This is a genomic window from Paenibacillus sp. EB106-04-04-XG159 (genome assembly GCF_058791835.1).
This window is the reverse complement of sequence record NZ_JBYTDY010000006.1, coordinates 237,303-254,259: the sequence shown is the minus strand read 5'-3', so window position 1 is coordinate 254,259 and position 16,957 is coordinate 237,303. Positions and strand designations below refer to the sequence as shown.

Sequence of the window (16,957 nt, the reverse complement as noted above, 5' to 3'; positions counted from 1 at the left end):
GAAGCTTAAAATACCATAAACGATCCAATGACGACGGCGATCAAGACGGATGCCATTGTCCATGGCAGTGTCTTCTTCAGAATCTCGTTAATGTCGCATTTCGTAAAGTCAGCTACCCATACGTTATGCGAGTTCGTAGGGTCGGAGACGGCTTGCACGTTGCTGACAGCGCGCAGGGCAAGCATTGCAGCTACCGGAGTCATACCTGCGGATACGAACAGTGCCGCGATGCCGCTGCCAAGGCCCCATACGTTCAGCGGTCCGCGGTAGATGGCCAGCGGCGACAGAATCGTGAAGAACAGGATAAACATCAATGGGGTATTCGGCAGTACGGACTCGATCAGCGGCGAGATGACCGCCGATACCTGCGGCGACATAACAGAGCTGAGCAGGATGCCGATACCGATCATGAGTCCCATCGCGCCAGCGACGTCTTGAATTCCTTCTACTAGCGCACTAGAGAGGATATGGATCGGACGCTTCGGCCAGGTGAGCAGGATCGTGACAATTGCGCCGGCAATAACGGCCGGAACGATATCGATTTTGAAGATAAAGACGAGCAGAACCGGTACGAGCGGGCTAATCAGGGCAATTGCAGGCACCTTTTTGTCACCGCCACCAGGCGTTGCTGCTGGCATCGCCCATGCTTTGCGGCCTTTACCATCTTTCCGGATATAGAAGACGATCATGGCCAGGGCAATGACGATCAGTGGGGAAGCCACAACTAACGTGTAGTCGGCGATCTCCTCAATGGAAAGACCGAGCACATCGACATATACAGCCCAGTTGGACACGTTGAACAGGGCGCCGACGCCAACGGACAACAGAACAACGATAGAAGCGACGAATTGGGAAATGCCTGCCGTCAGCATAATCGGAATGACGATCGTGCCGACGAGGATGACCATGCCCAGTCCTCCTGCTGCGGAAAAAATAATGGATGCGGTAATAAAAAACAGAATAGCTATAAGTACAGGTTTATCACCGGCCAACTCGGCCGCCTTGCGAATAATGGATTTAGTGATGCCGACTTTATTCAAAATTTGGCCGAACCAGGCACCGAAGATGAGTCCGGCGATGGCGCCAGATAGTTTCATCGAGCCTCCGGCCAGGATCGTCTTGGCGATTGTTGCCGTCTCTGGATCACTTGATAGCAACGGTACCCCTGCGATAATGGCGAACAGAATCGCCATGCAGGGCAGAGCCAGAATAGTCGGCAGCTTGCGTGTCATCATCAGCCCTACAAACACCAGAAATACGAGCAGAATACCGATTGCTTGGAACCACATTGTAGTTGTCATTTGATTTTCCCCTCTCCAAATGGGTGATAGAAGTTGAACTAAATTTCCAGATATGCCCCTTGCTCTTTGAGAATCGTCTGCACTTTCTTGATGTCGATGTCTTGTACGTTCTTGCCCTCTAGCGCCGCGAGTGCAGCGGCAATCCCGCCGCCATGACCGATGGCTCCGGTCGTCGGAGTGGTTCTCATCGCCGCTTGTGCTTCAAAAGTTGCCGAGATGCAGCGGCCGATGACGATCAGGTTATGTACGGAGGCGGTAATCATGCAGGAATAAGGAATGCTATATACGCCGCCCCATTCCAGTTTCTGATGCTTGGTGCCCTCGCCGTCCGGGCTATGGATGTCGATCGGATAACCAGAATGGGCGATCGTATCGTCGAACAGGCGCTGCTGCAAAATATCCTCGGCCGTCAGCGTATAGATGCCTTTGATTTGGCGCGAGCCGCGAACACCGATGCTTGGTCCGGTGGACTCGACAACCGCATGCTCGAATCCCGGTATGTATTTGCGGACAAACAGCTCCAACTCACGGCACTGCTTGCGGCCTTCTATTTCAGCCTGGCTGAGACTGTGCGCGTCGGTGGCGTCATAACCGATAATCCGCGTTGTATTGAGGATGACCTCGCCTGGGTTATTGGTCTCAAAGAACAAAATATTTTCACGCGGAATGGAGATTTCGCCCCGCTCTTTGGCTAGTCTGAACAGGCTGTCAAAGCCGCCGACCGAAAGACGTGGGGACTTCTCAATAATGGAGGTATCCCCGTTATACAGCGGGAAGTCTTCCGGATGACTGTGAATATATTCCTTGACCCTTGGGATATCGACGTTGTACATTTTCATTTTCAGGGTCATCGGCTGCGTTGCTCCGTCGGATTCGCGTCCTTTGGTGTATTCGACTCCGGCAAGGGCCGAGAGGTCGCCATCACCCGTTGCGTCGATGAAGACGGAAGCATGGATGTCGCTGAGCCCGGATTTATTGCAGACCTGTATGCCCGTGATGCGGCCATTTTCCGTATAAACGCCTGCCAGCATCGTATGGTACAAAATATCACCGCCTGCTTCCGTGACCATTAGCTCCAGCTCATGCTTCATCGCTTCGGCGTCAAACGGGGTAACAGAATATGTAAATCCAACCGTGTCGAAAATATGCCCCGGGGATTTGCCCAACCGCTTCAGCCGCTCGATCAGTTCTCCGGTGAAGCCCTGAATGACCTGCTTCTCGCCGGCATGGAAAGTCATCATCGGGCCGACGCCGTTAGCGGTCAGTGTGCCGCCAAGAAAACCATGAGACTCGATAATAAGTGTCTTCGTCCCGGTCTTGGACGCGGCGATAGCCGCCATAGCACCGGCGATGCCGCCGCCGATTACAACTACGTCATACTGATTCATGTACTCTTCGCTCCTTTACTCGTAAGATTAATTCCTCTGCTGCATTTAGGCTAACAAATAAAAATTATTTTGTAAACGCTTTTAGAAAATAATTTTCTAAAAATACGGAAATGTTGAAAATAGTTTGTTGAATTGTGATAATTGATGTGAAAGGAGGAGTGTGTGGAATTATCGTAAAAAAAGAGGACTTCCGAATGTTCGGAAGTCCTGATAGGGTATCAACAATGAGATTGATGGATCGCCGTCCTGCGGAGAAAATTAGATAATTACACGTTTGACTCTGTTATTCAATAGCACTCAAGGCGTCTTTGACCTGTGTGTTTACCGACGCATCTACATATTGCAGGCTCAGGGCGGCTCGGCTGGCAGATAATACAAGAGAATCTCTGCTGCTAAACTTCTTATACATGCGGGATTTGAGGAAGACGCTAGGGTGATACTTAGAACACTGACTAAGATGTAAATTAGATTACATTATATCTCTTTAGAACCATAAAATAGGGTGGGTTTGTAGATCGATTACGATAATATATTGAAATACAATACATTGAAATCTGCTGAAAAACTTAATCTATATAAAGAGTTAAAGCTAACGCAAAGTCTAAATTTTTATAATCGAAGGAGTAATCATGGAAGATCAATGGAGAATTGCCGAATATGACTCGGAATGGAGATCATTGTTCCTTACGCTTGGAACTAAATTAAGAAGTGTACTTGGAGAAGTGGCAGATCGTATTGACCATGTTGGATCGACTTCCATTGAAGGAATGGATGCAAAACCTATTGTTGATGTTCAGATCTCAGTCACGGATTATGATAACGAGTCATTGTATCGGGAGCAGATTGAAAGTTTAGGATTCGAATTGAGAAGAGAGAACCAAGATAGGACTAAGAAATATTTTCGAGAAACTCCAGGTAGAAGAAGAACTCATATTCACGTAAGACGAACAGGCAGTGTTTCTGAACAAATGACGTTAATGTTCAGAGATTATCTGCGTAATCAACCAAGTGATTGCTTGAAATATGCAGAAGAAAAACATCGCTTAATGAAACTATATAGTAATGAACGTCATAAGTATGTGGAAGGTAAAGGACCCATTGTATGGGAGATAATGCAAAGAGCTCACGATTGGTCGATGGATATAGGTTGGAAACCTGGAAAGTCAGATGTGTAAAAATAAGGTGGGGAGCTCAATGGAGAATTGGGACTATAACAAACCTTGGTTCCACGGTTCACCATTAATTTTAAACGAACTCTTAGAAGGCAGTACGATATCTCAGGATAGAGATTTGGCTAGAATTTTCTCGCATAAGCCTTCATTAGTTGTCTTAGATGAAAGTGGAACCAGATATCATAATGGCAAAGCTAATGGCTATTTATATGTGATTGACGATACTATCACACCTAATGATGTTTATCCTCATCCAAAGACTTCTATGAACCAAGGAGAAGAATGGCTAATTACAAGACCTTTGAAAGTTAAAAAAATCACGGAAACAAAACCAATATTGGAAGAGCAATTATCTATCGAAGACGAAGAGATTTTAAAGAAGAGACTAATCAATCATAAGACGGAATAAAACAGCTAGTTTAGCGAATCAGAGAAGTGGAATCAGCGAACAACCCTGCGAGGCTAAGTCCGTTGGACCAAGTCAATGTCTTTCCCTTAAGCCACTCAGGTTCGTAGATACATTAACGTAATCTGAAATTGCTGTAAGTACTAAATTAATGATAAGGAATGATACTAACTTGTATATCATCGAAGCAAACAAGCAAAAGAATAGTTGGATTTCAGGTATTTTCGAAGATGAAGAGAAAGCTCAGAAATATTTTGAATCAATTTCTGTCGAATTGCGGGAACATCAACACATTGAAAGAATTGAAACAATTAAATTCCCTTTTTATATTATTGAGGAAAATCGAGAGTTCAAATACATAAATTATGATGAAGTACATGAATTATTTGAGAGCTTAGATTTAATAGAAGATGAAGACCATGTTTATTTTAACTTATATTTTGTAATCAAGGACTACCAACCTAAGATACCTGGAACAGATTCTATGGGAATTATTAATCATCTTCATATAGACAATAGTTTTTTAAAACATTATCAAACTCAGGAAAAAAATATTTTAACAAGAAACAGAATGGCGTAAGTGATCTCGAAGATGACAGCAGCATCGGGTTCGTAGATACACAAACGTTATCGAAAACTGCAAAAATAGGAGTTCACAATGAAGAAACTTATTTTCTTTGTTATTACAATAATTTTAACAACCTTAGCAATAGTTATTTTTATTAATTTTTATCCCAAGGAAGTCAATATTAATGCACAAGGCATAAAATATAGATTAGGAACTGAGCTTTTAGAGTCAGAAAAACTTGTAAATGTAAATATTGAAGGAAAGCTATACAAAAGTATCCTCGGGGAAAGAAGATTTGAAGGTACTATCGACATAGCGGGTGAAGAAATACCTGTTCCATTAGATCAGAGAAAACTAAATATACTAATTACAGATGAAGGTTGGGGTGCTATTAACTATCCGTATTTTAAATATAGAAAAGAGGATAATGCAACAGAAAGTTCTCATAATTATCAATATGGCTCTCTAGTGATAAATAACGATTTCACTAAGGTAACAATATTAGTTTCAGATCAAAATCAATTAAAGGATAATAGCGGTATTGGATGGAATTCGGAGAGTGATCAAATGATAACAGCTCCAGCCAGTAGTAGAATAGAAGCAATTAGTATAACCAATGAGATATCGGAAAAATTTTTTAGAGGATTAAAATTAAAGTGAATATAATAAATGTTAGAAAATCAGGATGGACAGACATCTGGCTTGAGAATGGAGATGATCATATTAGTAATATTGACAAGCGAAATAGACTCAGTGAAGAAGTTTTTAGTTATAAAACAACTAAAGACAATAAAGTCTTTATTTACTGGAAAGGAAAGCAAGTTACTATTCTGTCCGGTAAGGCGAGTGATAAGTTTTTAAAAGCAATAGAAGGTAAGGATCATAAGGAAACCCAATTAGTAATGGCCAAAATTACAGGAAACTTTAAACGCGGCAATGAGAAAGATAATAAATCAGAGTAATGAGTTGTTGGTGACTCAAGAAGGCTCTGACATCACTGAACACCAAAGGGATACAAGCTGCATTTAAAACCTCATTTAAAACACAAATCAAACCCTGATAAGAACACTTGTACGCAATTGCAAATAAAGGTAAAATATAACTACAATTGAATCTTGGGTGGGCATGGTTTCCCTTCAAGCAAATGCTTTCGAAGTAAGTTTCCTACGGAAACTTTGGAGGAGGTGAAGCCATGGAAGTAAAAGATGCAATAACGATCATGCTCCTTTTTGGGACATTCATTCTTGCTCTTTTAACATACATTAATCATAACAACAAGAGAAAGTAAAAACCCACCCTAGATTAGAAGCCGGAGGTGGGTTTGGTTCCTGAATGACTTGAAGGGAATAAACCATCCAAGCCAATTGTATGGACCAAGTGTTTGCGCACTTGGTCTTTATTAAATATATATTACCATATTTGAAAAGATGCATCAAAGAAATAAATGAACATAAAAACATTGTGGAAAAACATATTAACGCATATTGAAAGTATTTCAAAGAGGACATCCCTGTCATCAAGGAAAACTAGTTAGTGAAGGAGTTGAAATCATGCTACATTTGACTTGTACTTATTTAATTGTAAAAGATATGGAGAAATCAATATCCTTTTATGAAACAGTATTGGGAGTTAAAGCTCAATCAATGAATATGAAGAGATGGGCTCAATTTGATTGTGGAAATACCTTAGCACTATGGAATCCTGAATATGATCTCGAACTAATTAGAAACAACGATAATATTGATGAACATTTCAACAATGAGTATCTATTATATAAGCATAGTCACAAAACTAACTACGGAAATAATGTCATATTGAATTTAAACGTAGCAGATCTTCAGGTAGAATATGAACGCATTAAGTCCATGAACATAGGTAAAGTAACAGAAATCTTGTACATAAATATAGTTCAACCCTATTATTGCTTCATGCTTGATGATCCGGATGGAAATGTACTCGAGATAACTGGACCATACAACAAACAATATAAATCAATATAAATACACCTAAACAAGGAGTTATAATATGGCGCGCGCTCCATTTCAAATACTAGTATTTCCATATATCAAGAAGAACGACTCAGATGAATACTTGTTCGCAATCTTCAAAAGATCAAGTGAAGGATATTGGCAAGGTATTGCCGGAGGAGGAGAAGAGGGAGAATCAATATTAGAATCAGCAAAACGAGAAGCCTATGAAGAGGCAGGAATATTAAACATAAACAAATATATCGAATTAAATTCGCGCTCAATGCATTCAGTGGTAGATGTTGTTGGTAGTTTTTTGTGGGGACCAGATACTTATGTGATTCCAGAATACTGCTTTGGGGTTGAATTAGAAGTTCAGGATATATTCTTATCAAACGAACATAAGGAATTTATGTGGGTTACATATGAAGAAGCTAGTGCAATGCTTAAATGGGATAGTAATAAAACGGCGATATGGGAATTAAATCAAAGACTTTTGCGAGATAATTCCTAGCAACAAGCAGCTACTTCACCTAAAAACGTATCTACGCCGAGGGCGTTGCAAATGAAAGATAGGCCAATACAACCTGTAGAAGTATTTCAAATGGAGAGATTACTCTAAGCAGGAAAGAACATAGGGGGGAGTTTATGGGAGTAGCATGTAAATTGAGCTGTGGTCATTGCACGTACGATAAGGATGTATTTTTAGGAATTGGATTTAGATATGTTGATTTGAGTTCCATTTTAGAATGGTACAAAGAGGACGTAGGTCGAAATCGAATTAAAGAGTTTCTTGATAATGAGGAAGCATCTTTTGAATGTTTTGATGGTCTGTATGTTTGTCAGAAGTGTCATTACCTGTTGAATAAAGTATATCTACATATTGAGTCGGATACAGAATCTTATACGAATAGTTATGCATGTCCGCGCTGCACAGCGACAATGCCATCAAAGCCTTTAGATAATCCCCAAAATAATGTACTCGATTGTCCTGATTGCGGGCAAGATAAGCTAGAGGTCAATTTTTATATGGATTGGGATTAAGAGGTGAGGGTGCAAACTATGAAGTTAATTAGCAATAATGAATTAGTCACTTATTTTGAAGAATTCCTTCAAGAAGAATCGCTAGAACTCAGATTTGCATACTCAGGGATATTAGATGTGTTCGATTACTGTCTTTCAGAAGTTGAGGCTAAAGAAATCATAAAACCATATCAATATCATCGGGAGCATGAAATCAAGTTCATTCATTTGTTTAGATCCTTGTTTACGGTTGATCACAAATGCACAATAAATTTAAGAGAACCATTACGCAAATTAAATAAACACCAAAAAGATCGTTTGAATGAACATGAAATTGAAATTTATAACATGGTTCAAAGTCAAAAAGTTAAGTTTCTTATTGTGGATAATGAAAATGGACTAGATTTCTTTGTGAAACTATCAACTCAGGAGATACATTTTTGTGATTATATTTTTGATAATGAAAAAGTCATTATTAGTGGAAATTATGATTTGAGTTTCCCGATGTATTATCAGGACGATAAATATAATGAACTAGTTGAAATAAATAATTTGTATGTACGTTCATGGTAATTAACGTTATACGCAATTGCTTGAGAGCGTAAAATATTTTGTGTAAATAGTTAACATAACAAAGGAAGACCCTTTCTTGTAGAATTAAGTCACCACAACACAATTCACAGAAAGAGGTCTTCCCCATGAATCATTTTACTACAGATTTGGTCCAAGCTCTAGTCACGAAACAGGATGTGACCGAGGTATTCCGCGAGCACCTAGAATCAGCTATGAATCGTCTGCTTGAAACAGAATTAACTGCCTTTTTAGATTACGAAAAGTATGACCGTATCGGAGTGAACTCTGGAAACTCTAGAAACGGTGGCTACACACGCACGTTACACACCGAATACGGAGACCTTAAGCTTAGCATTCCTAGAGATCGCAACGGAGAGTTTAAGCAGCAAACCGTTGCACCTTACAAACGATCCAACGACACGCTAGAATCCTTCGTCATTCATATGTTTCAGAAGGGCGTTACGATGACGGAAATCGCTGATCTTATCGAGAAAATGTATGGTCATCACTACACTCCGCAAACCGTGTCCAACATGACAAAAACGATGGTGGAACACGTCGACGCCTTCGCTAAACGTGCGCTGGCTAAGCGCTATGTTTGTGTGTACATCGATGCCACATATATTGCCGTGAAACGTGAAACTGTCTCCAAGGAAGCAGTCTATCTTGCTGTTGGTATTCGTGAGGATGGATCCAAAGAAGTGTTGGCATACACCATTGCTCCTACAGAGTCTGCTTTCATATGGAATGAACTGCTACAGGATGTTAGAGCTCGCGGCACTGAAGAAATTCTGCTCTTCATCTCCGATGGTTTGAAGGGCATCGTATCAGCTATTGAGCAAGTCTATCCGCAAGCAAAATACCAGTCTTGCTGTGTCCATGTCGCGCGTAGCATCGCTCATAAAGTGCGTGTATTCGATCGATCTGAAATCTGTAACGACTTTAAATCTGTGTACCGTGCGGAAGACGAGCAAGCAGGTAAGGCTGCTCTTGAGGACTTCTGCGATAAGTGGAAAACTACCTATCCTAAAGTCGTTAAATCCTTACGTGAGAACCCATATATTTTCACGTTCTACAGCTTCCCAAAGTCAATCTGGAGAAGCATCTACTCGACGAATCTTATTGAGCCTTTCAACAAGCAGATTAAGAAATACACCAAGCGTAAAGAACAATTCCCACACGAAGAAGCCCTAGAAAAATTCCTAGTGGCTCAGTTTGAGGACTATAACCAGCGCTTCGCTACACGTTGCCACATTGGCTTTGATCTAGCACGTGCTGAACTGCAGGCTATGTTCACAACCAAGGACTAAAACAGCTGCACCTACAAGACAAGGGAATCTCCATTTACACAAAATTCTTGACGCTACCAATTGCTTGGAAACAATAAGATCTGGAGGATCTACGATATGGAGATATCTTTAATCAAATCAGGTTTAGATGAAGCATCCATAATTCATGAAATGCAGATCAAAGCGTTCATGCCTTTATTAGAGATATATCAGGACTATGAAACAAGTCCAGCAAACGAGTCAGTTGAACGAATAATAACTAGAATGAACCAACCATTTGCAGACTATTACATCATTAGATATTCAGATATTACTGTTGGTGCAATTAGAATTGTAAGGAAAGAAAACTATATTTATCGTGTTAGTCCTATATTTATTTTACCTGAATACCAAGGAAGAGGAATTGCTCAGCAAGTATTTGCTAAGATTGAGGAGATGCATGATGACGCGAGAATGTGGGAACTAGATACAATTCTACAAGAGCAGGGTAACTGTTACCTCTATGAAAAGTTAGGTTATAAGAGAGTTGGAACTACTAAAACAATTAACGATAAGATGTCGATTGTCTTTTATGAAAAGCACTTGCATTAGCTCTAGAAGGAATCGAACAACCCAGCGAGGCTAAGTCCGTCGGACCCGGCGCGGAGCGTCTTAAGTCTTTCGGATTCGTAGATACGAAGACGTTAATTGAAAGTGACGTGATATTTTTATAACCTAATGAGACTTTATTTGGAGGAGAAGCAATATGGAAATGAAGAAGGGGTTACTAATAATTGACGTTCAACTTGGTATGTTTGACGAAGCAGATCCTGTCTATCAGGGAGAGATATTACTTAAGAAGATCAGTCACTTAATACGTAGAGCTCGGTCGGTAGATATTCCGATTATCTATATACAGCATAATGAAAGAGCAGGGCAGCCATTAGAAACTGGAACACCTGGTTGGGAGATTGACCCTAATATCGCACCATGTACTCATGATGTAATAATTCAGAAGAATACCCCGGATTCATTCCATAAAACAAGGCTTCAACAAGAACTCGAGACAAGATCCATTAATGAATTAATAGTTACTGGAATTCAATCTGAAATCTGTGTAGATACGACTTGTCGCAGAGCATTTAGTATGGGATATAAGGTTCAACTTGTTAGTGATGCACATAGTACTTGGGATTCTAGTAATCTTACAGCATCGCAAATCATTGATCATCATAATAATTTGTTAAGATGGTTTGCTGAAGTTAAGCATAGTGAAGCTGTATTTTTATAAGATGTCTATTCCACAAAACCATAAAAGGGAGAAGATCCAGATGAGCTCTTTGATTAGTACACAAATTTCAGGTGCTATGTATTACGTTAAAGACTTAGAGGCAGCAAGTAAGTGGTATTGTGATAATCGACCACTCAGGTTTCACTTTTAGAGATTGTGATGAGAATCAATTAATGTTCTGCCAGTATTATAAATAGATTGTGAAAGATAGTTGACGGAAATTCGAAGAAGTAAGATGGATACTGGTGGTTAAACTTACACCTTAGAAAGGTTGGAAATTAAGTGTTCGTGTATTGGTTTAGTTTATTGTTATTCTCCTCACTCGGAAGTTTTATTCTCTGGATTTTCCTCTACAAAATTGTATGGGAAACTTGGAAAACTCGAAAAATAAAAAAACGAAGAAAGAGAACCAAAAAGGTTGTCAAGCGGACGTTATTCGGCCAAATGAAACATGTTCTCGGAATTGGATTATCTTATATTTTCACTTTAGTTTTATTTATTGGCCTACCTGTCTTCTGTTTCTACGTTGCAGTTCCGACTTGGTTAGACCTACCTGTTGTGCTTACAGGTAACTATGCCGAGATGACAGGTTATTTAACAAATAGTACAACTGTTGATTTGTCAGGTAAGTCATGGGGTTACCCGTATTATGCTTATATGGATGGAGAATTCTATAATTCTCTAGTACCGCTCGATTCTTTTGAGGATCAAATCATTACTGTAAATTATCTACCTCACACGAAAGTAATTGTGGACACGCTATAACCACTCTTATCGAAAGGATGAAGATGATTATGGATAAACGATTAACATTTAATGAGGATGTGGAGAATTACGATAAATGGAGACCGACTTATTGTGATGAATTATTCAAAGATATTATAGAGTATTCTCAAATTGAGCAAGGCAAAAAAGCAATTGAAATAGGCATTGGAACAGGTCAGGCAACAAGACCTTTTTTGGAAACAGGCTGTGACTTAACTGCTATTGAATTAGGAAAAGACCTTGCAGAATATTCAAAATTAAAGTTTCTAGAATATAAAAATTTCTCAGTATGCAATACTGCATTTGAAGAATTTGAATGTCCAGATGGCAGCATTGATTTAATTTATTCAGCTACTGCATTTCATTGGATTCCAGATGAGATTGGTTATCCTAAAGTCTCCAAGTTATTAAGAGCGAATGGCACACTAGCATTATTATGGAACCGTCCATTTGTATCACGAGAAAATGATGAGTTACATCAGAATATTCAAAGCATTTATCAAAAATATAGACCTTCCAGTACCAAAATTGTGGAGCATGATACTGAAAAATATGAATGTCGAAAGAAAACAATTCAGGCATATGGATTTAGAGATGTTGTGTTCAAATTATATCATTTAACAAGAATATTTTCTTCGTCTGACTATATTGCCTTATTAAATACATATTCAGATCATAGAACAATGCCATCAAGCACAAGAGTGTTACTTGAAAATGAGATTAAGGAAGCGATTTTACGTTTTGATGATGTGTTATATGTTTATGATACGATCGATTTGTATTTAGCAAGAAAATGATTTGTTCTCATTGCTCACCTTAAGGTGAGGATGGTTCGAGAATGCAGGAACGTTATCGGAAAGCGCTTAAAACTATTTAAGAAAGGAGAAACAAATATGACTCAAGATGTATTAGAAGCCTTTAAAACTAATATATTTGATCCAGGTAGCAGTGATTCCAAGCAATTACCTAACAGTAAAGGTCTATATATGATAACTGTAAATAGCTTAGATGATTTACCTGAGGCAATGAGAGGACTTGAATATAATTACATAAATGAAAGACCAATAATTTATGTAGGCATTTCTAATAGGAGTCTCCGAGCTAGAGATTATCGTAACCATTTTAATGGAAACGCACGTGGATCTACATTAAGAAAGAGTTTAGGGTCACTATTTCAATTTACCAAACTTAGAGAAGAAGAAAAGCCTTCGAAATACAAATTCACTAAAACAGACGAAGAAAGATTATCAATGTGGATGAAGAAAAATCTTCTATTACATTATAGTGTGTCTGATACTCCTAATGAGATTGAGAAAGTACTAATAAATGAAATTAATCCACCTCTTAATTTGAAAGACAATAACAACGAAATAAATATTGGATTTAGAAGAATATTAAAAGAGTTAAGAAGATGATATTTGATAGATGATCAGTGAAGAAGCAACATCCTAACTACGCTACGGGCTTTGCCCTTGGTTTGCGAGAAGTGGTTAGCAAGATAGCTGAATTAGGGAAAACTGTTTTAAAATTACAAATTCAAAGTTAATATAAGAACACTTGTGCGTAGATGTAAATAAAGGTAAAATATAACTGCAGTTGAATCTTGGGTGGGCATGGTTTCCCCAGTTGCCCACGCTCCTTTAAGCCACTTGGGTTCGTAAAAACAAAAACGTTATTTGAAAGAGTAGCAATTAAAGTTGAGGAGAGTTATTCATGAAGGAGAACAATACTAATAACTGGCCTGTTTGGGCTACAGAACCGGTTGAGATAAAGATGCCTGATTCTTCATGGTTAGAGAAAGGTGCTCACGAAGTGAATACTTTGAGAGAACTTCTTTCTCCCTTCGGAATTAGTGAGGTCGAGCATATTGGCAGCACGTCTATTCCTAATCTACCCGCAAAACCAATTATTGATATGATGGCAAAGATTAATTCGTTTGATGATTTGGATAAGATCGTAGATAAATTAAGCGTTCATAATTGGAATTATGTTCCGCCAGAATTGGATGGAAAGGGATGGAGAAGATTTTTTGTCAAAGTTAAAGATGATAAAAGAGAATGTCATCTTCATCTTATGTTGGAGGATGGGGATCGGTGGGAAAATAATTATTATTTCGAAATAAACTTCGTGAACGTCCATCGTTAGCAAGACAATATGCTGAACTTAAAAGGAAATTAGCTAACGAGAACAAAGATGATAGAGAAGCCTATACAGAGGCAAAAACTGATTTTGTGAAAAGTGTATTAGAGTCAGAATAATAATTGATAACAATGTATCTACGCTGCGGCTTTGCTCTTGGGGCAGATAATTTGTGGAGGATCAATAACTGCCATATGTTTATAAATATTTTCATTGGAATTTGAATAAAGATAAGCAAGTAATCACACAAATCATTAAGAAAGGAAGATATGAATGAATACTAACAGCGTGATTGTAAAGGATATGACACTTGAAATACCAGTAAAAGATATTCAACAATCTGCTGAATGGTATAGTAAACTTCTGGGTTTTGAAGTCGTACCTCCTATAAAGGGAATTGCTGACTTGATATCGCCCGTGGGATTGAGGATATGCTTATTTAGACCAGATTATGATGACGTAAATAGTTACTGGTATGTTCAAGAAAAGGAAAATTACCGTGTTCGTGCATGTTTGAGGGTTTCTGATATTTACCAGTTACATAGAAATTTAAAAGAATCAGGGGTGAAAGTTGGAGATATAGAAGGTGGAGAAGGATGCGGATGGACATTTGAATTCTGGGATTTAAATAATAACAAGTTAGTTGCTTGGAGCGGATATACCAAAGCACATGATTGGTACTATGAATAAATAAAATCGCAGACATACAACAACGTTATATGAATCCAGAGCAGTATTGAATTTTAAAAAGGAGAGGTGATGTATATGTCTTGCAGTAATTTGTCGGGACCGACAATGGTATTGCTGGTAAGAGATTTACAAAAGTCAATTGACTACTATAAACACCTTGGTTTTCATTATGAACTTGTTGGTGGACCTACGGTTCAACATGTACATATGACACGAGATTCTGTTGTCTTTATCTTACATCCTGCTTCTAATCCAGATGATGTCAGACCATCTTCAACGGTTAAAGGCGGATTGTATTTTGATGCATTCTGTTATTGTAATGTACGAGAGTTGTTAGAGGAATTTACTGAAAAGGGGATAGAAATTGTCAGAGGTCCTGATCTAAATGACTTTTTCAGTGAATTTACAATTCAAGATCCTGATGGATATCGGATTGCATTTGGTGGATAGAAAGGAAACCAGTGAAAGGGTGTTTGTACCTTTAGGAGGGACTTTCGATGAGAAAATTTATTAGTCATGTTCAAGTGCCAGCGAACAACTTGGAGGATTCGATTGATTGGTATGTTACGTTCTTAGGTGGCACTCTTGTGGCCAATTTTGGAGAGTTTGCAATAATTGAATTAAGTGAAGGCCCAAATATCAACCTATGGAAGACAGAGGATCGAACTTCAAGCACTTTCACGGTGGATGGACATCCATTCCCAACAATAGGAATAGAAGTGGAGAACATCGATCATATAATTAATTCGGTAATAGAGTCAGGAACAGATTATGAAGGGGATGGATCACCAACTCTCGATGAAGAAGGACGAAAGTTTTTCCGATTCTTTGATCCAACTGGAAATATGATTGTAGTACATGAAGAGCCTAGATAATTGAGTAATTGAAAGTATTTTAAGTTTAGATTAAATAAGAATGGAGACCAAGACAAATGACGAACCCAATTAAAAATCAAATTAAAGGTGTCTTTATTCCCGTAAGTAATATTGAGAATGCAAGGGATTGGTATTGTAATTTACTTGGTTTGCCGACTGATGGAGAAGTTTTCTTTGGACATATTTACGTGCTTCCAATGCAGGGGGGAGCGGACATAGTATTAGACAGCAAGATATATTCTCCAGAGAATGTATTTAAAGTCCCTGCTGTTCAGTTGTCTACAGATCATATTGAAGAATCCTATGAATACATGAAATCAATGAATGTAGAATTGGTGACGGGTATTGAAAACGGACACTGGTTTAATATTAAGGACCCTGATGGGAACGTAATTATGATATGCATGTAAATTAAAATGGTGGAGGAGTTCAGATGGAACCAATCACTAGAAACAAAGTAGAAATAACTAATTATTATTTTAGTGGTATTGAAGCATCCCAGATTGGAGCTCTTAAATCAGTTGTAGATTATTATAAGATACCTGTATCCTCATCATGGATATATGGGATGACGGGAATGGCTTTTTTGATTGTACATGATAAAGATTTCAAAAAACCAAATGCAGGACCGCCAGAACCCCAATTGTTTAAACTAGCTCGCAACTTCGGTTTGAATATCGAAGGAGTACATACCTATGCAGAGAATGGAATGTTTAAAGACCTGCAGGAAAAACTGTGGATTCATGCAAGAGAAGCCATTGACAAGGGGTATCCTGTATTTGCTAAGAACATCGATATCGAGAACCAAACGTCAATCATATATGGATATGACTCTGTAGGTTACTACACGCATTCATGGCATGGTGGAAATGGGCATGAAAATGCAGATGATGTAATCCCATGGGACAAACTAGGCCAGTCTCTGTGTCCATGTGCGTATTGCAAGAGAAATAGGGAAATGTTTAACCATGAAGAGAAAACAAAAGGACTAATATCATTACATTGGGCTACACCTATCCCTAATGCAAATCATTTGTCAGCGCTTAAAGATGCACTAAAGTTTGTGATTGATTTAAATGATCAAGGAGTTATTCATTGGAACAATGATAAGTATTTCGTAGGTAGGCAAGCCTACGTAGAATGGATAAGTGCTTTAGAACAAAACAAAGTAGATAAATACCGTTTCAGTCTCACATTAGAACCGATCGCAGATGCTAGAAACCACGCACTTACCTTCCTTAGTGAGATAAAAGATTTAGTAGACGGACGACTTTCATCACTTATAGATGTGGCTGTTGTAATTTACAACAAAATTGCCGCGATCTATAAAGCCTTAGTACAAAAATACCCATACGAGCAGCCGCGTGAATTGATCCCAGATCCAGATAGGAATGAAAGCATAGAGTCGATTAAAGAATTGATGCTCTTAGAGGACCAAGCATATGAAATTATAAAAAGAATGTATATTGAATTAACAACTATCGGTTGAGATTATTCAGTGAAACCTCCAGAAGGTTATTTATGAGGTGAT

22 protein-coding genes and 1 pseudogene are annotated in these 16,957 nt (G+C 38.7%); 21 read left to right on the top strand and 2 right to left on the bottom strand.

Annotated features, from left to right (window positions below):
• Positions 1–5: 5 nt before the first annotated feature.
• Together AC3WTP_RS10170 and AC3WTP_RS10165 are read right to left on the bottom strand one after the other, a co-directional pair.
• Complete coding sequence (locus AC3WTP_RS10170) at positions 6–1,301, bottom strand: citrate transporter (RefSeq protein WP_492394477.1); 1,296 nt, start codon at positions 1,299–1,301, stop codon at positions 6–8.
• 38 nt (positions 1,302–1,339) lie between these two features.
• Positions 1,340–2,689, bottom strand: a complete 1,350-nt coding sequence (locus AC3WTP_RS10165; RefSeq protein ID WP_492394476.1) for an FAD-dependent oxidoreductase — start codon at positions 2,687–2,689, stop codon at positions 1,340–1,342.
• 629 nt (positions 2,690–3,318) lie between these two features.
• Here AC3WTP_RS10165 and AC3WTP_RS10160 point away from each other — a divergent pair.
• The 21 genes and pseudogenes from AC3WTP_RS10160 (at position 3,319) to AC3WTP_RS10060 (ending at position 16,915) form a co-directional block, all read left to right on the top strand.
• Positions 3,319–3,864 (top strand): GrpB family protein, encoded by a 546-nt coding sequence (locus AC3WTP_RS10160; protein WP_492394475.1) that lies wholly within the window; start codon positions 3,319–3,321, stop codon positions 3,862–3,864.
• Between the two features lie 19 nt (positions 3,865–3,883).
• Complete coding sequence (locus AC3WTP_RS10155; protein ID WP_492394474.1) at positions 3,884–4,270, top strand: hypothetical protein; 387 nt, start codon at positions 3,884–3,886, stop codon at positions 4,268–4,270.
• A gap of 169 nt (positions 4,271–4,439) precedes the next feature.
• Positions 4,440–4,847, top strand: coding sequence for a hypothetical protein (locus tag AC3WTP_RS10150; RefSeq protein WP_492394473.1), 408 nt, complete (start codon positions 4,440–4,442; stop codon positions 4,845–4,847).
• A 78-nt stretch (positions 4,848–4,925) separates the two neighbouring features.
• Positions 4,926–5,495 carry a hypothetical protein gene (locus AC3WTP_RS10145; protein ID WP_492394472.1) on the top strand — a complete coding sequence of 190 codons (570 nt, stop codon included), beginning with the start codon at positions 4,926–4,928 and terminating at the stop codon, positions 5,493–5,495.
• A gap of 62 nt (positions 5,496–5,557) precedes the next feature.
• A complete protein-coding gene (locus tag AC3WTP_RS10140; RefSeq protein WP_492394503.1) occupies positions 5,558–5,797 on the top strand; it encodes a hypothetical protein in 240 nt (79 codons plus the stop codon).
• 230 nt (positions 5,798–6,027) lie between these two features.
• Positions 6,028–6,123 carry a competence inhibitor ComI gene (comI, locus tag AC3WTP_RS10135; RefSeq protein ID WP_021255831.1) on the top strand — a complete coding sequence of 32 codons (96 nt, stop codon included), beginning with the start codon at positions 6,028–6,030 and terminating at the stop codon, positions 6,121–6,123.
• A gap of 262 nt (positions 6,124–6,385) precedes the next feature.
• Positions 6,386–6,835, top strand: a complete 450-nt coding sequence (locus AC3WTP_RS10130) for a VOC family protein (RefSeq protein WP_492394471.1) — start codon at positions 6,386–6,388, stop codon at positions 6,833–6,835.
• Between the two features lie 25 nt (positions 6,836–6,860).
• Positions 6,861–7,316, top strand: a complete 456-nt coding sequence (locus AC3WTP_RS10125) for an NUDIX hydrolase (RefSeq protein WP_492394470.1) — start codon at positions 6,861–6,863, stop codon at positions 7,314–7,316.
• A gap of 134 nt (positions 7,317–7,450) precedes the next feature.
• Complete coding sequence (locus tag AC3WTP_RS10120; protein ID WP_492394469.1) at positions 7,451–7,846, top strand: hypothetical protein; 396 nt, start codon at positions 7,451–7,453, stop codon at positions 7,844–7,846.
• A 9-nt stretch (positions 7,847–7,855) separates the two neighbouring features.
• A complete protein-coding gene (locus AC3WTP_RS10115) occupies positions 7,856–8,398 on the top strand; it encodes a hypothetical protein (protein WP_492394468.1) in 543 nt (180 codons plus the stop codon).
• A 125-nt stretch (positions 8,399–8,523) separates the two neighbouring features.
• The gene (locus tag AC3WTP_RS10110; RefSeq protein WP_492394467.1) at positions 8,524–9,708 is read left to right on the top strand and encodes an IS256 family transposase; all 1,185 of its coding nucleotides are present in this window, start codon (positions 8,524–8,526) and stop codon (positions 9,706–9,708) included.
• A 96-nt stretch (positions 9,709–9,804) separates the two neighbouring features.
• Entirely contained in the window at positions 9,805–10,278 is a 474-nt protein-coding gene (locus AC3WTP_RS10105) for a GNAT family N-acetyltransferase (RefSeq protein ID WP_492394466.1), read from the top strand.
• 160 nt (positions 10,279–10,438) lie between these two features.
• Positions 10,439–10,957 (top strand): cysteine hydrolase family protein, encoded by a 519-nt coding sequence (locus AC3WTP_RS10100; protein WP_492394502.1) that lies wholly within the window; start codon positions 10,439–10,441, stop codon positions 10,955–10,957.
• Between the two features lie 794 nt (positions 10,958–11,751).
• Positions 11,752–12,519 carry a class I SAM-dependent methyltransferase gene (locus tag AC3WTP_RS10095; protein WP_492394465.1) on the top strand — a complete coding sequence of 256 codons (768 nt, stop codon included), beginning with the start codon at positions 11,752–11,754 and terminating at the stop codon, positions 12,517–12,519.
• 96 nt (positions 12,520–12,615) lie between these two features.
• Entirely contained in the window at positions 12,616–13,137 is a 522-nt protein-coding gene (locus AC3WTP_RS10090) for a GIY-YIG nuclease family protein (RefSeq protein WP_492394464.1), read from the top strand.
• 298 nt (positions 13,138–13,435) lie between these two features.
• Positions 13,436–13,980: pseudogene (locus tag AC3WTP_RS10085) on the top strand (GrpB family protein).
• 154 nt (positions 13,981–14,134) lie between these two features.
• On the top strand, positions 14,135–14,551 hold the full coding sequence (locus AC3WTP_RS10080; RefSeq protein WP_492394463.1) for a VOC family protein: 417 nt from the start codon (positions 14,135–14,137) through the stop codon (positions 14,549–14,551).
• Positions 14,552–14,626: 75 nt separating this feature from the next.
• Positions 14,627–15,001, top strand: a complete 375-nt coding sequence (locus AC3WTP_RS10075; protein ID WP_492394462.1) for a VOC family protein — start codon at positions 14,627–14,629, stop codon at positions 14,999–15,001.
• 47 nt (positions 15,002–15,048) lie between these two features.
• Positions 15,049–15,426, top strand: a complete 378-nt coding sequence (locus AC3WTP_RS10070) for a VOC family protein (RefSeq protein WP_492394461.1) — start codon at positions 15,049–15,051, stop codon at positions 15,424–15,426.
• Positions 15,427–15,482: 56 nt separating this feature from the next.
• The gene (locus tag AC3WTP_RS10065) at positions 15,483–15,836 is read left to right on the top strand and encodes a VOC family protein (protein ID WP_492394460.1); all 354 of its coding nucleotides are present in this window, start codon (positions 15,483–15,485) and stop codon (positions 15,834–15,836) included.
• 23 nt (positions 15,837–15,859) lie between these two features.
• Complete coding sequence (locus tag AC3WTP_RS10060) at positions 15,860–16,915, top strand: hypothetical protein (protein WP_492394459.1); 1,056 nt, start codon at positions 15,860–15,862, stop codon at positions 16,913–16,915.
• Positions 16,916–16,957: the final 42 nt, after the last annotated feature.

Excerpts from the sequence above, each read along its gene's own strand:
- AC3WTP_RS10170 (WP_492394477.1), bottom strand. The coding sequence starts at position 1,301 with ATGACAACTACAATGTGGTTCCAAGCAATCGGTATTCTGCTCGTATTT.
- AC3WTP_RS10165 (WP_492394476.1), bottom strand. The coding sequence starts at position 2,689 with ATGAATCAGTATGACGTAGTTGTAATCGGCGGCGGCATCGCCGGTGCT.
- AC3WTP_RS10160 (WP_492394475.1), top strand. The coding sequence starts at position 3,319 with ATGGAAGATCAATGGAGAATTGCCGAATATGACTCGGAATGGAGATCA.
- AC3WTP_RS10155 (WP_492394474.1), top strand. The coding sequence starts at position 3,884 with ATGGAGAATTGGGACTATAACAAACCTTGGTTCCACGGTTCACCATTA.
- AC3WTP_RS10145 (WP_492394472.1), top strand. The coding sequence starts at position 4,926 with ATGAAGAAACTTATTTTCTTTGTTATTACAATAATTTTAACAACCTTA.
- comI (WP_021255831.1), top strand. The coding sequence starts at position 6,028 with ATGGAAGTAAAAGATGCAATAACGATCATGCTCCTTTTTGGGACATTC.
- AC3WTP_RS10130 (WP_492394471.1), top strand. The coding sequence starts at position 6,386 with ATGCTACATTTGACTTGTACTTATTTAATTGTAAAAGATATGGAGAAA.
- AC3WTP_RS10125 (WP_492394470.1), top strand. The coding sequence starts at position 6,861 with ATGGCGCGCGCTCCATTTCAAATACTAGTATTTCCATATATCAAGAAG.
- AC3WTP_RS10120 (WP_492394469.1), top strand. The coding sequence starts at position 7,451 with ATGGGAGTAGCATGTAAATTGAGCTGTGGTCATTGCACGTACGATAAG.
- AC3WTP_RS10110 (WP_492394467.1), top strand. The coding sequence starts at position 8,524 with ATGAATCATTTTACTACAGATTTGGTCCAAGCTCTAGTCACGAAACAG.
- AC3WTP_RS10105 (WP_492394466.1), top strand. The coding sequence starts at position 9,805 with ATGGAGATATCTTTAATCAAATCAGGTTTAGATGAAGCATCCATAATT.
- AC3WTP_RS10100 (WP_492394502.1), top strand. The coding sequence starts at position 10,439 with ATGAAGAAGGGGTTACTAATAATTGACGTTCAACTTGGTATGTTTGAC.
- AC3WTP_RS10095 (WP_492394465.1), top strand. The coding sequence starts at position 11,752 with ATGGATAAACGATTAACATTTAATGAGGATGTGGAGAATTACGATAAA.
- AC3WTP_RS10090 (WP_492394464.1), top strand. The coding sequence starts at position 12,616 with ATGACTCAAGATGTATTAGAAGCCTTTAAAACTAATATATTTGATCCA.
- AC3WTP_RS10080 (WP_492394463.1), top strand. The coding sequence starts at position 14,135 with ATGAATACTAACAGCGTGATTGTAAAGGATATGACACTTGAAATACCA.
- AC3WTP_RS10075 (WP_492394462.1), top strand. The coding sequence starts at position 14,627 with ATGTCTTGCAGTAATTTGTCGGGACCGACAATGGTATTGCTGGTAAGA.
- AC3WTP_RS10070 (WP_492394461.1), top strand. The coding sequence starts at position 15,049 with ATGAGAAAATTTATTAGTCATGTTCAAGTGCCAGCGAACAACTTGGAG.
- AC3WTP_RS10065 (WP_492394460.1), top strand. The coding sequence starts at position 15,483 with ATGACGAACCCAATTAAAAATCAAATTAAAGGTGTCTTTATTCCCGTA.
- AC3WTP_RS10060 (WP_492394459.1), top strand. The coding sequence starts at position 15,860 with ATGGAACCAATCACTAGAAACAAAGTAGAAATAACTAATTATTATTTT.